The organism is Phenylobacterium sp. (assembly GCF_022402485.1).
Taxonomy (GTDB): Bacteria; Pseudomonadota; Alphaproteobacteria; order Caulobacterales; family Caulobacteraceae; genus Phenylobacterium.
The window spans coordinates 86,148-100,517 of sequence record NZ_JAKRSA010000032.1 but is presented as its reverse complement, the minus strand read 5'-3'; the positions used below and the strand labels follow the sequence as shown (position 1 = coordinate 100,517).

The 14,370-nt window shown below is 64.1% G+C and carries 14 protein-coding genes; 2 read left to right on the top strand and 12 right to left on the bottom strand.

Annotation, left to right across the window (positions count from 1 at the left end):
- From MH112_RS14515 to galE, 6 genes are all read right to left on the bottom strand, one after another.
- Positions 1 to 139: GDP-mannose 4,6-dehydratase (locus MH112_RS14515; RefSeq protein ID WP_296569156.1), on the bottom strand; the 139-nt coding region annotated here is incomplete at its 3' end.
- A 23-nt stretch (positions 140 to 162) separates the two neighbouring features.
- On the bottom strand, positions 163 to 1,425 hold the full coding sequence (locus MH112_RS14510; RefSeq protein ID WP_296569148.1) for a WcaI family glycosyltransferase: 1,263 nt from the start codon (positions 1,423 to 1,425) through the stop codon (positions 163 to 165).
- An 82-nt stretch (positions 1,426 to 1,507) separates the two neighbouring features.
- Positions 1,508 to 2,491 carry an NAD(P)-dependent oxidoreductase gene (locus MH112_RS14505; protein WP_296569146.1) on the bottom strand — a complete coding sequence of 328 codons (984 nt, stop codon included), beginning with the start codon at positions 2,489 to 2,491 and terminating at the stop codon, positions 1,508 to 1,510.
- Between the two features lies 1 nt (position 2,492).
- Complete coding sequence (locus MH112_RS14500) at positions 2,493 to 3,236, bottom strand: 3'(2'),5'-bisphosphate nucleotidase CysQ (RefSeq protein WP_296569143.1); 744 nt, start codon at positions 3,234 to 3,236, stop codon at positions 2,493 to 2,495.
- 83 nt (positions 3,237 to 3,319) lie between these two features.
- Positions 3,320 to 3,931 carry a sugar transferase gene (locus tag MH112_RS14495; RefSeq protein ID WP_296569141.1) on the bottom strand — a complete coding sequence of 204 codons (612 nt, stop codon included), beginning with the start codon at positions 3,929 to 3,931 and terminating at the stop codon, positions 3,320 to 3,322.
- Positions 3,932 to 4,190: 259 nt separating this feature from the next.
- Positions 4,191 to 5,189, bottom strand: coding sequence for a UDP-glucose 4-epimerase GalE (gene galE / locus MH112_RS14490; RefSeq protein ID WP_296569138.1), 999 nt, complete (start codon positions 5,187 to 5,189; stop codon positions 4,191 to 4,193).
- Between the two features lie 182 nt (positions 5,190 to 5,371).
- Between galE and MH112_RS14485 the strand changes: the two genes are divergently transcribed.
- A complete protein-coding gene (locus tag MH112_RS14485) occupies positions 5,372 to 5,653 on the top strand; it encodes a hypothetical protein (protein ID WP_296569136.1) in 282 nt (93 codons plus the stop codon).
- 22 nt (positions 5,654 to 5,675) lie between these two features.
- On the opposite strand, the gene MH112_RS14480 is transcribed toward MH112_RS14485, so the two are convergent.
- The 6 genes from MH112_RS14480 to MH112_RS14455 form a co-directional block, all read right to left on the bottom strand.
- Positions 5,676 to 7,934: a polysaccharide biosynthesis tyrosine autokinase gene (locus MH112_RS14480; protein ID WP_296569133.1), complete on the bottom strand. Its 2,259-nt coding sequence runs from the start codon at positions 7,932 to 7,934 to the stop codon at positions 5,676 to 5,678.
- A gap of 127 nt (positions 7,935 to 8,061) precedes the next feature.
- Positions 8,062 to 9,375 (bottom strand): outer membrane beta-barrel protein, encoded by a 1,314-nt coding sequence (locus tag MH112_RS14475; RefSeq protein ID WP_296569130.1) that lies wholly within the window; start codon positions 9,373 to 9,375, stop codon positions 8,062 to 8,064.
- A 108-nt stretch (positions 9,376 to 9,483) separates the two neighbouring features.
- Positions 9,484 to 9,954 carry a hypothetical protein gene (locus MH112_RS14470; protein WP_296569127.1) on the bottom strand — a complete coding sequence of 157 codons (471 nt, stop codon included), beginning with the start codon at positions 9,952 to 9,954 and terminating at the stop codon, positions 9,484 to 9,486.
- A gap of 190 nt (positions 9,955 to 10,144) precedes the next feature.
- On the bottom strand, positions 10,145 to 10,705 hold the full coding sequence (locus MH112_RS14465) for a hypothetical protein (protein ID WP_296569124.1): 561 nt from the start codon (positions 10,703 to 10,705) through the stop codon (positions 10,145 to 10,147).
- Positions 10,702 to 12,057, bottom strand: a complete 1,356-nt coding sequence (locus MH112_RS14460; RefSeq protein ID WP_296569122.1) for an O-antigen ligase family protein — start codon at positions 12,055 to 12,057, stop codon at positions 10,702 to 10,704. The genes MH112_RS14465 and MH112_RS14460 overlap by 4 nt, the downstream gene beginning before the upstream one ends.
- Positions 12,058 to 12,303: 246 nt before the next feature.
- Positions 12,304 to 13,407: a transglutaminase-like cysteine peptidase gene (locus tag MH112_RS14455; protein WP_296569119.1), complete on the bottom strand. Its 1,104-nt coding sequence runs from the start codon at positions 13,405 to 13,407 to the stop codon at positions 12,304 to 12,306.
- A gap of 386 nt (positions 13,408 to 13,793) precedes the next feature.
- On the opposite strand from MH112_RS14455, the gene MH112_RS14450 reads away from it, so the two are divergent.
- Positions 13,794 to 14,363 (top strand): polysaccharide biosynthesis/export family protein, encoded by a 570-nt coding sequence (locus tag MH112_RS14450; RefSeq protein WP_296569115.1) that lies wholly within the window; start codon positions 13,794 to 13,796, stop codon positions 14,361 to 14,363.
- The last annotated feature ends 7 nt before the right edge of the window (positions 14,364 to 14,370 follow it).

The following is a 14,370-nucleotide window of genomic DNA, read 5'->3' as shown; positions in this document are numbered from 1 at the left end:
CGGTGTTGAACGACGATGAGCGCCGCTTCAAGCCATGGACCACATAGCCCTTGGAGAGCAGCAGCTCCGTCAGATAGGCGCCGTCCTGACCGGTAACTCCGGTGATCAGGGCAACCTTGCGACCTTGGGCGTCAGGCATGTGTCGGGTCCGCTAACAGGTTACTATGCCGCGATGGGGCGGGTGTCGGAAGGTGCGACGGCGCGCTGCAAGAACAGCGCCGCCTGGGCGAACTGGGCGATCCCGCTGGTCTTGGCCAGTTGGCCGGCCAGGGACAGCCGCGCCGCCCGGGCCTCAGGATCAGCCGTCTGCCTGGCAGCCTGCGCGATGGCGGTGGCGAATGCTGTGGAATCCCCCGGCGGAGTCAGCTGACAGGAGGTTCCCAGGAAGTCCGCCAGCTCCGTGCCGGGATCGGCCGTAACGATCACCGGCTTGGCCGAGGCCAGCATGCCGCCGAGCTTTGAGGGCAGCAAAAGGTCCGCCGCCTCCCGCTCCTGCGGCAGAAGATGCACGTCGGCGAGGCTGAGAAATTCGCCAAACCGCGCCTCGGGCTGAAAACCGATGAGCCGGAGGTTTGGCAGCCGGGCCGCCGCCGTCTCCAGCTCCGGACGCATGGGGCCATCACCGGCCACCAGGAACAGGATGTCTGGCTGATCGCGCAGCCGCTCGGCCGCCTCCCAGATCAGCCGCACCCCCTGCTTGGCACCCAGATTACCGGAATAGAGCGCCACGAACCTATCGTCTGCGATCCCCAGTTCCCGCCGATAGGCGCTGGCGTCCTGGTCGGGCCGAACCTGATCCAGATCCACCCAGTTGCGCACCACCTCGACCTTGCTGGGGTCGACGCCCTTGTCGGTGATCTTCTGCGCCATCCGGTGAGAGATGGTCACGATGCGATCAAAGCCCCGCGCCATGGCCCGATCAAAGGCACCAGCCAGTCGCGCCAGCAGGCCCCCTTGGCCCAGGTGTCCGACGGCGAAGGCCGCCTCGACCTCAAGATCCTGCACATGTAGCACCGTGCGCGCGCCAACCCATTTGGCTGCAAACAACGCAACAGGCGCCACGAAAAGGGTCGGCTCCACCACCATCACCACGCTGGGCCTGCGCCGCAGGATGGTCCACAGGGCGACGGGTGCCGAACTCGCGGCAAAGGACAACGGTGCCAGCAACCGCCGAAAGCCCTTCATCTGCTCGCTCAAATAGAGCGGGCAGCGATAAAGGTCTGCCCCGGCCAAAGCTTCCCGGGACCAGCTGTTCTTGTGCGGCGACTGAACTCTCCAGCCCGGATAGTGCGGCGGTGCCGTCACCACACAGACCGCATGGCCCTCGGCCGCCAGATAGGCACCGATCTCGCCGGAGTAGCGACCAACGCCGGCGATCTCCGGGGCAAAGTTGATGCCATAGATGACAATCGACTCCTGCGGCATCACTTGAGGTGCTCCGCTCTGCAAAGTCGCGTGATCTCAAACCGCTGGGTCGCGGCCGCAGATGCTGAGGCTCTCGTATCCATCATTCGAAACGCCCCTCAGTTTCCTTCGCCCAGTGATCCAGTGACGAAACCAGATCCATTTCGAACCCGTAGCCATTGGCCAACAGCCATTGGGGAGCGATACGCGTTGAACGCACAAGTTTCATGACCCGCTCGCGGTGAATGGGGGTCTTGGCGCCCAAGGCGTTGGCGACCTCAAACAGCCGGGCAGCCAGCAACAGGGCGGGCAGGGGGGCGGTGGCCGGCCGGAAGGGGCGATTCATCACCTGGCTGAAGGCGGCGACGATGTCTTGGGTGGTACTCTCGGCTGGAAAGGCGAAGTTGAACAGGATGTCCCGATCTTGTCTTTCGACCGCAAATTCGAGGGTGCGGAGGAGCTCATCCACATGCCCGCCGCTCTTCACCGTGTCCCGCCGGCCAGGATAGACAAACATCCCGCGCTGCAGCGCGCCGGCCAGGGTGCTGTAATTGCCCCGCTCGCCTGGGCCGAACACAACGCCTGGCCTCACGGTGATCAGTCGTCGGCTGGGATTGGCCTTCAGCCACATCTGGTGGATCAACTCGGCCATCAGCTTCGAGCGACCATAGTCACTGGTCGGTGACGGCGGTGAGGCCTCGGTTCGCACCTCTTCGGTGGGGCCGTAAACCGAGATCGAGCTCGTGAAGACGATCAGCGGAATCTGGTTGGCCTCGGCCAGGGCCGTGACGTGACCGGCACCGAAGACATTGGTCTCATAGTACTCGTGCGCATGGTGCCCTGGGGTGCGGTGGACGGCGGCCAGATTGTACAAGGCCTGGGCACCCGCTCCGATCTTCAGGTCCAGGGGCTGGCGAGCATCGGCTGTGACGTAGTCGACCCCTGGCAGGTGTTCCCGCGGCGGAGCAATGTCCACAGCTATCACGGCGTGACCCTGCTCGGTCAGCCTTCTGACCAGGCGCGTGCCGATGAAACCGCTGGCGCCGATCACGACCGTGCGGGGGGGCTGGCCAAGCGCCTGGGACATGTCAGCCCACCGCCGCCATGAGCCGGTCCTTCAGCTCTGGACGGCAAACCACCAGGTCGGGGAGGTAGGTGTCCTGCTGATTATAGGTCATCGGCGTCCCGTCCAGGCGCGAGACGTGGAAGCCGGCCGCAAGCGCCACGGCCACGGGGGCGGCGGAGTCCCACTCATATTGGCCGCCGGCATGGACATAGGCGTGGGCCTGACCGCGGACCACGCCCATCACCTTGGCCCCGGCAGAGCCCATGCCGACCAGCTCGGCGCCCAGGAGTTCGGCCGCACGGCTGGCGACTTCCGGGGGTCTGGAGCGGCTGACCAGGATTTTCAGGCCGTCTGGGGCGTGGGGCATGGGGGGCGGATGGGCGGTGTCGAGCACCACGCCCAGGTCGGGGAGGGCGACAGCGCCAATGGTGGGGTGGCCATCGATGCACAGGGCCACATGGACCGCCCAATCGTCACGGCCTTCGGAAAACTCCCGGGTGCCGTCGAGGGGGTCGATGATCCACACGCGGGAATGGGTGAGGCGCGTAGCGTCATCGGCGGCCTCTTCCGAGAGCACGGCATCATCTGGGCGAAGGGCGCTGAGGCTATGGCTCAGAAACTGCTGGCCCACGGCGTCGCCTAAGGCCCCCAGGGACTTGTCGGTCAAGGTCGTGAGGTTGCGGGCGGTCAGTAAAAGCTGTCCCGCCTGCCGCGCCAGCGCACTGGCCAGACGGGCATCCTCAGAAAGGTCGTAGACTTGCGGCATAAAAAGCCGGGCCCCCGCCCCAGCAAAACTCATCGCGTCGGAGATACAGTCCGCCGGCGCGCCGAAAACTCAAGTTTCTGTCGTCAGTAGGAGCCGCTGCGCATCAGGACAGCGGGAACCGTCGCCGCCAGGATCTGCACGTAGCGACGGACTCCGATGGTGCGGGCATAGAGCACGTCCAGGGCCACCCGGCGCCGATAAGATACGTCGTTGCGGCCGTTGACCTGCCACAGTCCAGTAATCCCAGGCTTGACCGCACAGTAATAGTCAAACCAGCGCCCATAGCGGGGAACCTCGGAGACCACGATGGGGCGCGGCCCCACAAGGCTCATCTCGCCCCGCAGAACGTTGAGCAGTTGAGGCAGTTCATCCAGGCTTGAACGGCGAAGAAAGGCGCCCAGGCCAGTGATGCGAGGGTCAACCCTCAGCTTTTGCGCCGTTTCCCACTGCTCGCGGGCCTCGGGATCGCGCTCAAGCAGTGCGTTCAGCCGAGCCTCGGCGTCAATGACCATGGAGCGAAACTTCAGGCACTCAAACGTCTTGCCATCCTTGCCAATGCGGGTCTGGCGGAACAGGGCCGGGCCGCCATCCTGCGCACGGATCAGCAAGGCAATGGCCAGCATCAAGGGCGCAATGAACACAAGAACGGTCAGGGCAATGACGATGTCGAGGGCCCGACACAGGTCAAGGCTCACCTTGGCACCTGCCTTAATCGGCTTGGCAGGGCTGCAGCCCGTCACAGCGTGAAGGTCTTGAAGACCTGTACACTGGAGAGTGATGTCTTTCGTCCCGGAAAGATACACGCGGCAGCCCCCTAAGGTTGTGGCGTTCTTTACCTTGCGAAATTAAGGCCATCCAGCCTTTTCAACGCCCGGTGGAAAGATGCTTAGCGTCAAGTTTGCGGCAGGTGCCAGGAAGTCAGGCGCCCAAGGTGTGCAGTGCGGTAAGTTTTCATCAGCTGGCGACCTGGCGGCGCGCCTGCGGCAGCCCCTCGGTGTGCCAGCGCCAGGCGCTGTCGAGGATATCTGCAAGACCATATTGGGGGACCCAGCCGAGGACCTCACGGGCCTTGCGGTTGTCGGCCACCAGGGCCGGGGCGTCGCCTTCGCGCCTGGGGGCGTCGGTCACCGCGAACGGGCGCCCGGACACAGCCGTGATGGCGGCGACCAGTTCAGCCACGGTGGAACCCGTTCCAGTGCCGAGGTTGAAGGCGGTACTGTCGCCACCGTCCAGCAGATATCTCAGCGCCCGGACATGGGCGTCGGCCAAGTCCAGCACGTGGATGTAGTCACGCACGGCCGTGCCATCCCGGGTGGGATAGTCCCGGCCAAAGATCTTGAACCCAGCCCGCTCTCCCATGGCGGCCGCAATGGCCAGAGGGATGGCGTGGGTTTCCGGATCGTGCCACTCGCCGATGCGGGCCTGAAAATCGGCACCCGCGGCATTGAAGTAGCGCAGGCACACCGACCGGAAGCCGCTGTAGCGATCCAGGTCACCCAGGATCTGCTCGACCATCAGCTTGGACCTGCCATAGGGATTGAGCGGGTCTTGCGGATGGGTCTCATCCATCGGGATCTGCAAGGGATCGCCATAGGTGGCGCAGGTGGAGGAAAAGACCAGGGCCTCGACGCCGGCTCTCCGGGCGGCGTCGATCAGGGTCACCGCGCCGGCGACATTGTTGTCATAGAACCGGTCAGGATGCAGGACGGACTCGCCCACCTCGATCAGGGCGGCGAAGTGGATAACGGCGACCGGGCGGTGCTTGGCGAATACCTCGTCCAGCCTCTGGGCATCGCGGATGTCGCCGACCTCCAAGGGTCCCCATTGGACGAACTCCGGGTGGCCATTGGTTAGGTTGTCATAGGCCACGGGCAGAAACCCCGCCTCCGCCAGGCGAAGGCTGGTATGAGCGCCGATATAGCCGGCACCGCCCGTGACTAAGACCGACTGCATGCCATCGTCCACTCTTTTGCCCCCGGGGCACTGTGTGAGCCGATCACCTCGGTCTCACGACAGGATCAAGCCAGAATTGCGACAATCGTCATTGACGGGGCGCAAAATCAAAGTCTTCGAACAGAGACGGTTTGTTAGCTGCGTCCGGTTATCGTCTCCCAGACCTTTGGGAGGACCATAACGTGGGCGCCAAACTTCGTCCCTTCACCGCAGAAGCGGTGGCAGCACCTAAATCTTCATCCCGGCCGCCGGCCCGTCCGGTTGCCCGGCTGGCCTCACCTGGGGATGTCAGCGCCGATAGCCCCGCCCTTCGGCTCCAGGATCACCTGCGACGCTCTCTGGAAGCCTCGCCGCAGGACAATTGGTCAGCCCGCCGAACCCTGGCCTTCGTTCTTGTGAGTTGCGGGGCCTTCTGGGTCGCCGCAGCCCTCCTGTTCCAGATGGTGTCCCGCGCCCTAGGGTGAGCGCGACCTACTCGCTGGACCTTCAGCTCACATAGTACTTCTTGTACTCCGCGTAGTAGTAGCCGGGGTCGCCATAGCCATACTTGGCCTGTTGCTTCATATCCACCTGGGTCAGGGCTACGCCCGCCAGATGGGCACCGGTCCCTGTGAGCAACCGGAAGGCGGCCTCGATGGCGTGCTGTGGGGTCTTGCGCCAGTGGGCCAGGAAGACCACCACATCTGCCTTGGGGGCCAGGACCCGGGTGTCGGCCACGGGCAGCACCGGGGCGGTATCGAGGATCACCAGATCATAGGTCTTGCGGAGCTCTTCCAGCAGCCGGTCCATGGCCTGAGAACCAAACACATCCTTGGGCGTCAGGCTGGACTTGGCCAAGGGGAGGAGCCGGGCACCCGTGGTCTGGTCGATGCTCAACACCTCATCCAGGGTCGCCTCGCCAGCCAAGACCTCGATCAGACCGCGAGCGGGCTCGGCACCAAACAGGCGATTGACCGAGCGGCGGCGCAGGTCGCAGTCCACCAGGATCACTTTCAGGCCTTGCTGGGCCGCAGATCGCGCCAGACACACCGAGGTCGTCGTCTTACCTTCCCCGGGCAGGGACGAGGTGATGGCCACGACCTTCACAGGCTCACCGAGGCGGGAATAGATCACTGAGGCGCGCAGATTGCGGAAGGCTTCAGCGAAGCTGGAGAGCGGCTTTTCGATCACGTAGTCGATCGGTGAACTGGCCTTGCCTTCAGCGACGGAAGCCAGCAGGGGGATCGCGCCGAGATAAGAGACATCCAGCCGATGCTCCACGTCCTCGGCGGTGGCGAGGCCCGCGTCGAGCATTTCGGCCAGGATCACGGCCGCCACGCCGGCACCCAGGGCCAGTACCAGACCAAGGGCCAGATTGAGCGGCACCTGGGGCGAGCTCTGCCCGGTGGGGATCGTCGCCTGGGAGACAATTCGTGCGTCGGACTGCTCGATGCCCTGCTGCGAGCTCGTCTCCTTGTAGCGGTTCAGGTAGCTCTCATAGAGGGTGCGGGAGGCTTCCGCCGTCCGCTCAAGCTCATTGAGCCGCACCTGGGCCTGGTTGTTGCCCACCAGGGTGCCGCGGGCGCTGGACAGGCTGCCGCCGATGGCCCCGGCCCGCTGCCTGGAAACCTGAACCTGGGCTTCCAGGTTCGAGATGATCCGCTGAATTTCGGCCTGGATCTGGGCATCGATGTCGGTCAGCTGGCGGTTGGCCGTCAGCATTTCGGGGTGGCGCTCGCCATAGCGGCCCTGCAGGTCAGCGACCTTGGCCGAGACGGTGGCGCGCTGCTGACGCAGTTGCTGGATAACAGGCGAGCTCAGGGCTTCGCCCAGGTCATCGCCGGACGAGCCGCGAGCCAGCTGGCTGCGGGCGGTACTCAGGCGGGCCTGATCTTCCGCCACCTGGGCCCGGGCCTGGGCGAGGCTCTGATTATAGTTGGAAATCTCGGTTTCGGTGAGGTTGGTGCCCGCCGCGCTCAGCAGATTGTTGGCGATGCGGTAGTTCTGGACCGCAGCCTCATCGCCGAGCACCTGCTGGCGCAAACCTTCCAAGCGAGAGTTGAGCCAGGAGTTGGCCTGCTGGGTCGCGTCAAACTTCGCCTCCAGCTGCTCGAGCAAATAGAGCTCGGCATACTTGTTGGCGATGGTGGCAGCCTTGGTCGGGCTTTCCGACTCAATGCTGACATTGATGACATAGGTCAGGCCCGCGCGACGGACCGATAGGCGGCTTAGGAGGGCATCGACAATGCGTTCCTGTGCCTTCTGCTCGGCGATCGGGTCGTCTGCGACCTCCAGGGGCTTGGCCGATGAGAACACGCCCAGGACGGAGTCCTTCACATTGGACAGCAGGCCAGCTGGGGCGAGGTCTGGATTGAACTCTGGGTCCTTGGACAGCTGCAGGGCATTGACCACCCGCTCGGCCAGCCGCCGGGACTTGAGAATCTCGACCTCGGTGTCGACCACGCTGGAGTCCGCAGGAAGGCCCGAGAGAACGGCCTCGACATTGACCACCTGCTCCTGCCGGGTGTCGAGCATCACATTGGCCGTCGCCGTATACATGGGCGTGGCCGTAAAGGTGATGAAGATCGCTGCCAGAAAAACCAGGGCTGCAATGGCGCCAAACAGGCGGATGCGCCGGCGGAAGATGTTGGCGAGCCGGCGCAGATCCAGCTGGTCGGCCAAGCCCCCCCCGGAACGACGGCCACCGTGCATTCCACCGTCTCCCTCGAAATTGGGATCGGCGGCGGGGGAAGAAAAAGCATTCATCGAAATCAATGTCCCGAAACAGGCCTAGTCACAGCCAAAGCGTGCAAGCCGGAGGCCACCAGATTGGGCCAAATGACGCCGGGATAGAAACGGCCAGGCTCCACAAAAGAGCCTGGCCGATAGGACTTTAGAACTGCAAGGCGAGGGTGGCACCAAGCTTGTTGACCTTGAAGTCCTGGCCACCGATGCCGCTGGAGTCCATGTCCATGTGGCTATAGGCGACGGTCAAGCCAACGTTGCGGTTCAACAGGTAAGTGGCGCTGAGCCCGGCGTTGAACCGGTCGTCTTCGCGGGTGATGCCCTGATACTCGTCGGTACCCTGGGCCAACTGCCCGGTGATGATCACATTGCGCATCAGCTCATGGTCGACCTTCACCCCGATGTTGGATGAAGTGAACGCCGCTGAGTTCAGCGCAGCGCTTTCCTCGATCGTGTTCGACCCGGTCAGGGTGATGGTGGTCAGGGGCGTGGGGAACCACTCGACCTGGGCCCGAGCGCCGAAACCATCGACATCCCGGATCGTTGGGTCATCATACTCCTGGCTGAAATAGCCCACCGCGATTTCACCGCGGGCCGTGGCACCCAGCTCAAAATTCGAACCCACCAGGGCCTGAGTGCCCTCGGAGTCGCGGACCAGAGTCACCGCCGGACGATCGAGGCGATAATCCCGCGAGTTGCGGTTGAGTTCGACAAACAGGGCTGTGGCCGGGCTGACCGCATAGTCCGCGCGGGCCGTGAACAGATGCTCATCGCGATCACGATACTGCTGGGTAATGGCGCCACCGCGGGGGTTGCGGCCATCCTCATAGTCAAAACCCTTGAAGCTGTAGCCGCCCGACAGGCGCAGACGGTTCAGTTCGTGGCTAATGCCCACCCGGGCCGCCGTGGTCTCATACTCAGTGGGGGCGACCGCACCGGAAACGGCATTGGGCGAGGTCCGGGGTTCAATCAGATCAGCCCAATCGGCACCGAGCGAGATGAAGCTGTTGCGCTGCATGTCGATCTGAGCCGAGACACCCGCCGACAAATCCTCGGAGTTCTCGGTGTCAAAGTCCTGGTAGCGCAGAAGGGAAGCCCGGGCATAGGCGTTCAAAGAATGCCGCGACCAGTCCGAGGCCACCGAAAGCTCCGGCGCCACGCGCCAGATCAGGTCTTCGGTCTCGCGACTGTCGGTGGCGTAGATGTTGTCGTTGTTCTCAACGCCCACAGACAGCTTGGGATAGGCCATGAAGGCACCAGCCCGGATGCCGACGGCCTGATAGCCGTCCCGGGGGCGTTGCATGACGCTGACATTGCGGTCGCGGGCGAAATTGGTTTCCACCCGGCTGGAAGACGCGAGTTCGCCCCGGGCGGACTGCGCAGCCGCGGGGCTGGAGAGGCCCGCGGCGATCGCTATCGCCGCCCCGGCCATGAGTACTCTCTTGTCCGCTGTCACGTTCATATTCCTAGGTTCTCAGGCTGCGCGAGGCGCAGATCCAGGTTCAGATCTTGTCATTCGGGGCATTCGGTGGAGCCGGCGTGTTGCGCCGGCCCGCCGGAAGGCGAAGGCTTACTGGCCGGTATAGATCGGCGTTGTCACGGTCGGCGGCGGCGGCGGCGGAGCAGCCGCGGGCGGGGCGGCGGCGGGCGGGGCCGCAGCGACCGCCTGCTGAGCGGCGACCGAAGCAGTCGTGATGGCGGCATTGACGGCCGGGGTGGTGATGCCCGCGGCGGCGAGGATCGGCGCAGCCTGGGTCACGGCAGCAGCAACGATCGTGGGGGGCAGGCCGCTGGCGGCGACCACGGTGGCGATGGCGGCTTCGACAGCCGCCTGCTGCGCGTCCTCGGACATCCCCTCGGTGGCGGCGACGGCTTCGGCCACGGCGACAGCAATCGCTTCAGCGAGGGCTTCAACCTGGGCGGCTTCGGCGGCGGTGTCCTGTGCAACCGCCACTGCGGCCGGAAGGGCGATGAGGCCGAAGCCTGCGACCGCAACCATGGCGCGCGCCAGGGCGCTGACGCCAAAAACTTTAAGGCTCATATCGCCTCTCCCCTAAATTCGTTAACGGCTGAGTAGCCATGGAACTTCTAGAGCCACATTGCGACGGTTTTCTCAAGGCCAATCACCACAAGAAGCAGTAATTCGACCGACTGTTGCTTCTTTCTCGCCCATTGGGCGAGCTAGCGTCGCAAGAACAGGCGTCGGCGACTATTTTCCCACCAAGATCGGCTTAGCGACTCGCGCTGCTTTTGAGGCGTTGACGCCAAAAGATGGCAGGGACTATGCCAATGGGCGAAGTGACCGCGTCGAGAGTCGCCAGCATCTGCCCCCGGCGTCGGGTGGCCAGGACCGCGAAGGTCTCTGCTTCGACCTTTTTGCGCAGGTCAGGGGTCAGGTCGCCCCAATGGTTCAGGGCGAACCCAACCCGCCAGACCGCGACATACTGATCGAGGGGCAAGAGTTCGTAGGACCGCTCAAGATGGGCAACGCCTTCGGGACTAAGTTTACCGTCGAGACTGTCGATATAGGCTAGGCGCAACCTGGAGCTTGTATCATAGGGGGCCTGGGAGAGCGCCAGCTGGCTGGCCAAGATGGCAGCTTCGAGGTCTGGGGGTGAGGCTCTAAGGGCCAGATCAGCCGCTCGGCTTTGCCCAAGGGTCACCACCATCGGCGAGGGCACCGGTGTTGAGGCGGGCGTGAGCGCCGCCAATCCGCCCAGGGCCCCGCCCAGGGTCAGCAGCGGCAGCAGGATCAGGGCTGCCAGCTTTGCGGAGGAGTTTAGGGACTTCATGCCCGCGACCCCTGCGACATGGCAAATTGCAGGCCCAGCAGATAGCTCCACATGAGCGCAAAAGACGGGGTTTGCAGGGCGAAATCCGTCATCCCGTGCACCAGCACCGCAAGATTGGCGGCCACGAGGGCAAAGAGCACAAAGGTCATTCGCGTCCGACGCAAGCCTCGCCAGAGGGTGATGATCATGATGGCGGCGATGGTTCCGAACATGGGCAAGGCACCCAGCAGGCCTGCCTCTTCCAACCACTGAATGACAACATTGTGGGTGGCTCTGACCGTCCACATGGAGCTGAAGGTGGAGCTATCCATGAGGATGCGGTGGATGGTGTCGAAGGTCCCCAGGCCGTAGCCGCCGATCGGGGCCGCCAGGAAGGCCCGCCAATGCATGGCGAACATTTCGGCTCGGCCAATGGCGCTCTCTTCAAAGAACGCAAACCGGTCCAGCAGGCGTTCGCCGAGAAAATACAGGCTGGCCAGGGCCGCAATGATCGATGTCAGCATGATCAGAGTGACCCGGCTCCAACCGACGCGCCCAGCAAACAGCAAGATCACCACCAGGCCGATGATGCCGACGGCGGCACCCAGCGCTGCCCCCCGCGAGGCGGTGGCCAGGAGGCAGCCCACCAGGATGATCAGGGCGGCCCAATATCCGGTCGCCTTCTGCAAGGCTTGACCGGCCCGCACCCCCCGCAGGTCGCGCAGCAGGGGGCCCAGGGTCACGATAACCATCATGGCAAAGAAGGTGCCTGCGGTGTTGGGGCTCATCAAAGTGCCCTCCAGACGCCCCCTCTGGGTCTGAAATTGCAGGCCGGTGGCGAAGCTGAAGAACGCCCACAGGCCAAAGATAGCTGAGAGGGCGATGGCCAGATTGATGGCGGTCTTGGCCCGTTGATCGGAGGCCCCGGTGGCGGCGCCGACCAGGAAGATACAGCCCAGTCCCGCAAGCTTGATCACCTCAAGCAGGGTGGCCGAGCGATCGATGGTGGCGGCACCAGGTGCCTCGCCCACAAAGGCCCACACCGGGTGGACGCCGGCTGGTCCAAAGGGGGTGAGGGAGATCAGGCCTGCGATCAGCACCAGGGCAAACAGGCCTGCCGGCAGGGCAAGACCCTTGATCCGCAGGAGGTCTCGCCGGATGGCCGGAACCGCCACGCAGACGAGCAGGAGAAGGGCTGAAGCCGCCACCGCGATCAGGCTGGCCTCAACTCGCAGCGCGCCATAGGCCAGATGAGCCAGGAAAATCAGGCCAAGGCCGGCCGCGGCAAGACCCGCGCCCTGCGGCGGTGGCCAGAGGCCCCGGCGCGCACCGGCCTCCTCACCTGACCTGTCTTGACTGTTCCTTGACCCCACGCCCTAGCCCGCCCCACAAACGTCACACACCTCTAAAGGCAATGGCGTTTCCCAAAATGACCAATCCTGCAGGCCGCTCGCATGGCCACAGTAGAGAAGTCAAGGATGCCGCGCCCTGGGCTCAGGTTTACCCGAAGCTATTGCCCAGAGATGTGACGGGGCTAAACGAAAGAGACCTGCGCCAGACTTAGCGTCCAGTGCAGGCCTCCTCGAACCTAAACTTCTGCTTTCAGGCCAAACTGAGCCCTAATGGAGCCGGCCGCGCAAGGGCCCTCCATTACCGATCTGGGCGAGGATGAACTGGTCTACCGCAGGCTCCGACGCGGTTTCGGGCTTCACGGATGCCAAAGGGGCGACAACCCCGTTGGGGCGGGCATTGAAGTCCGCGGTCCGCAGGCGGCGAAGGGGCGGCTCGATGACCGTTGGCTGCGGTTCGACCTTGTCGGCCTCCACTGGTTGAGCAGTCGGGGTTGCGATCTCGGCGTCAGCGGTCACGTTCACCAGGGCCCAGCGGAAGGGAGAGTCCCCCACTTGCCGCTCACGCCAGGTGAGATCGGCCTTGCGCCAGGGCAGGATCCACGGGGTCAGGCTGTCGAGGACGTACTCACCCTTGTCCGTAGCGACCAGAAGCACCGCATGGGTCTCGCCCCAGCTGGTGGTGGCCACAGCGATGGCCAGGGCGCTGGCGGGCAGGCCCGCAGCCATCAGGGCGCGGCGCTTTTCCAGGACATAGTCTTCGCAATCGCCAAACCGGTTGCCCGCCGCGAGGGGCGTCGCCCAGCGGTCCAGAACCCCGTACATCTCGACATCGCTGCGCCGGGTGATGTCCCGGTTCACCTTGTCGTTCACGCGGCTGATCAACGACCAGAGGGCCGGGGTCAGGGCAGGGCGCTCGATCACGGGCGTCGTCGCCGAACGGACCGGCGCCGACGGCTCAGTCTTCGCAGCCTCAGTCGTCTGGACCAGACGCATGGGTACGACACCGGTCGAGGCGAAGCTCACCCGGGTCAGGCTGGCGGCGGTGACAGTCTGCGGGGGCGACAGGGCAGGTGCTAGGGCCGCAGTCATGGCGGCTTCGACCGCGGCATTGGACTGGGCCGCGGCTTCCCGGCGCAGCCGTGCCTCGGCAAAGGCATTGGTCCAGTTGATCGGCTGGGCTTGCAGCGCCGCCGTGGCGCTCACCCGACCGCCAGCCAGGATGAGCTGGGCCTCAGAGGCGTTGCGCCTGGCCAGCTCAACCTCGGCCACCTTTCGGATAACCGCGGCAGGTGCCCCGCCGCAGTCTTCGGGTTGCCGCTGACAGAAGTCGAGATAGCCGGTGGGCGCTGCCGTCGACGCGCCAAGCGCCATCGGGCTGCTCGCCTCCGGAAGCGTCGCACAAGCTGCCATGCTTAGCGAAGCACTAACGATCGCTGCATGAGTAAACAGAGTCTTTTTGACCAACACCACACCCACCCCTTTTGGAGTTCTGTTGTGTGATGTTTACGATAAAGCCGCTTAAGCATTGCTGTAGTTATACGGTATACATTTCTCTACGAAACAGAGTTGCTCTGTTGTTAAGGTTTACATCATCTGAACGGCCTGTTCATGTCTCGTAAATCTGCTATTCTGCTTTTGTTATCCTTGTTTCTTGGGGCGCCTTCGCGTTGTGGGTAAGCGGGAGTTCCCCGCCGCGCCGCACTGCGGTAGAAGGGACATCCCGGGGGGGACGATTGAACATGCGGAGCTCGAGTTTGATGCAGAGGTTGTTTTCCCTGCTGGTCGCTGTGGCGGCGATCTGTTCGGCGGTGCTGATCCCTGGCGCTGTGCAGGCGCAGGACGCGACGCCGGCAGAAATTCGTATCCTGCCCGAGTACCGCCTGGGCTCGGGGGACAAGGTGCGCGTGATCACCTTCGGTGAAGAGAGCCTGACCGGTGAGTTCTTCGTTGGCGGGTCGGGCAATATCTCTCTGCCGCTGATCGGCGAGGTACGTGCCCAGGGCCTGACGGTTCCGGAACTCCAAACCTCGGTCGAGACCGCCCTGAAAGAGGGCTATCTGCGTGAGCCGCGGGTCAGTGTCGAAGTGCTCAACTACCGGCCCTTCTACATTCTCGGCGAAGTCGAGAGCCCCGGTGAGTATCCCTACACCAATGGCCTGTCGGTCCTGAACGCCGTGGCCACGGCCGGCGGCTTTACCTACCGCGCCAACAAGCGTGTTGTGTTTATCAAGCGCAGCGACACCGATGATGAGCGGCAGTTCCCCTTGACGCCCCTGACGCCAGTGGCGCCGGGCGACACGATCCGGATCAACGAGCGCTTCTTCTAAGATGCTG

Coding starts and splice junctions, on each gene's coding strand:
- MH112_RS14510 (WP_296569148.1), bottom strand. CDS start 1,425: ATGCCGCAGGAGTCGATTGTCATCTATGGCATCAACTTTGCCCCGGAG.
- galE (WP_296569138.1), bottom strand. CDS start 5,189: ATGCAGTCGGTCTTAGTCACGGGCGGTGCCGGCTATATCGGCGCTCAT.
- MH112_RS14480 (WP_296569133.1), bottom strand. CDS start 7,934: ATGAATGCTTTTTCTTCCCCCGCCGCCGATCCCAATTTCGAGGGAGAC.
- MH112_RS14475 (WP_296569130.1), bottom strand. CDS start 9,375: ATGAACGTGACAGCGGACAAGAGAGTACTCATGGCCGGGGCGGCGATA.
- MH112_RS14450 (WP_296569115.1), top strand. CDS start 13,794: ATGCAGAGGTTGTTTTCCCTGCTGGTCGCTGTGGCGGCGATCTGTTCG.
- MH112_RS14500 (WP_296569143.1), bottom strand. CDS start 3,236: ATGCCGCAAGTCTACGACCTTTCTGAGGATGCCCGTCTGGCCAGTGCG.
- MH112_RS14470 (WP_296569127.1), bottom strand. CDS start 9,954: ATGAGCCTTAAAGTTTTTGGCGTCAGCGCCCTGGCGCGCGCCATGGTT.
- MH112_RS14455 (WP_296569119.1), bottom strand. CDS start 13,407: ATGGCGCTTGGCGCGTCGACGGCAGCGCCCACCGGCTATCTCGACTTC.
- MH112_RS14505 (WP_296569146.1), bottom strand. CDS start 2,491: ATGTCCCAGGCGCTTGGCCAGCCCCCCCGCACGGTCGTGATCGGCGCC.
- MH112_RS14465 (WP_296569124.1), bottom strand. CDS start 10,705: ATGAAGTCCCTAAACTCCTCCGCAAAGCTGGCAGCCCTGATCCTGCTG.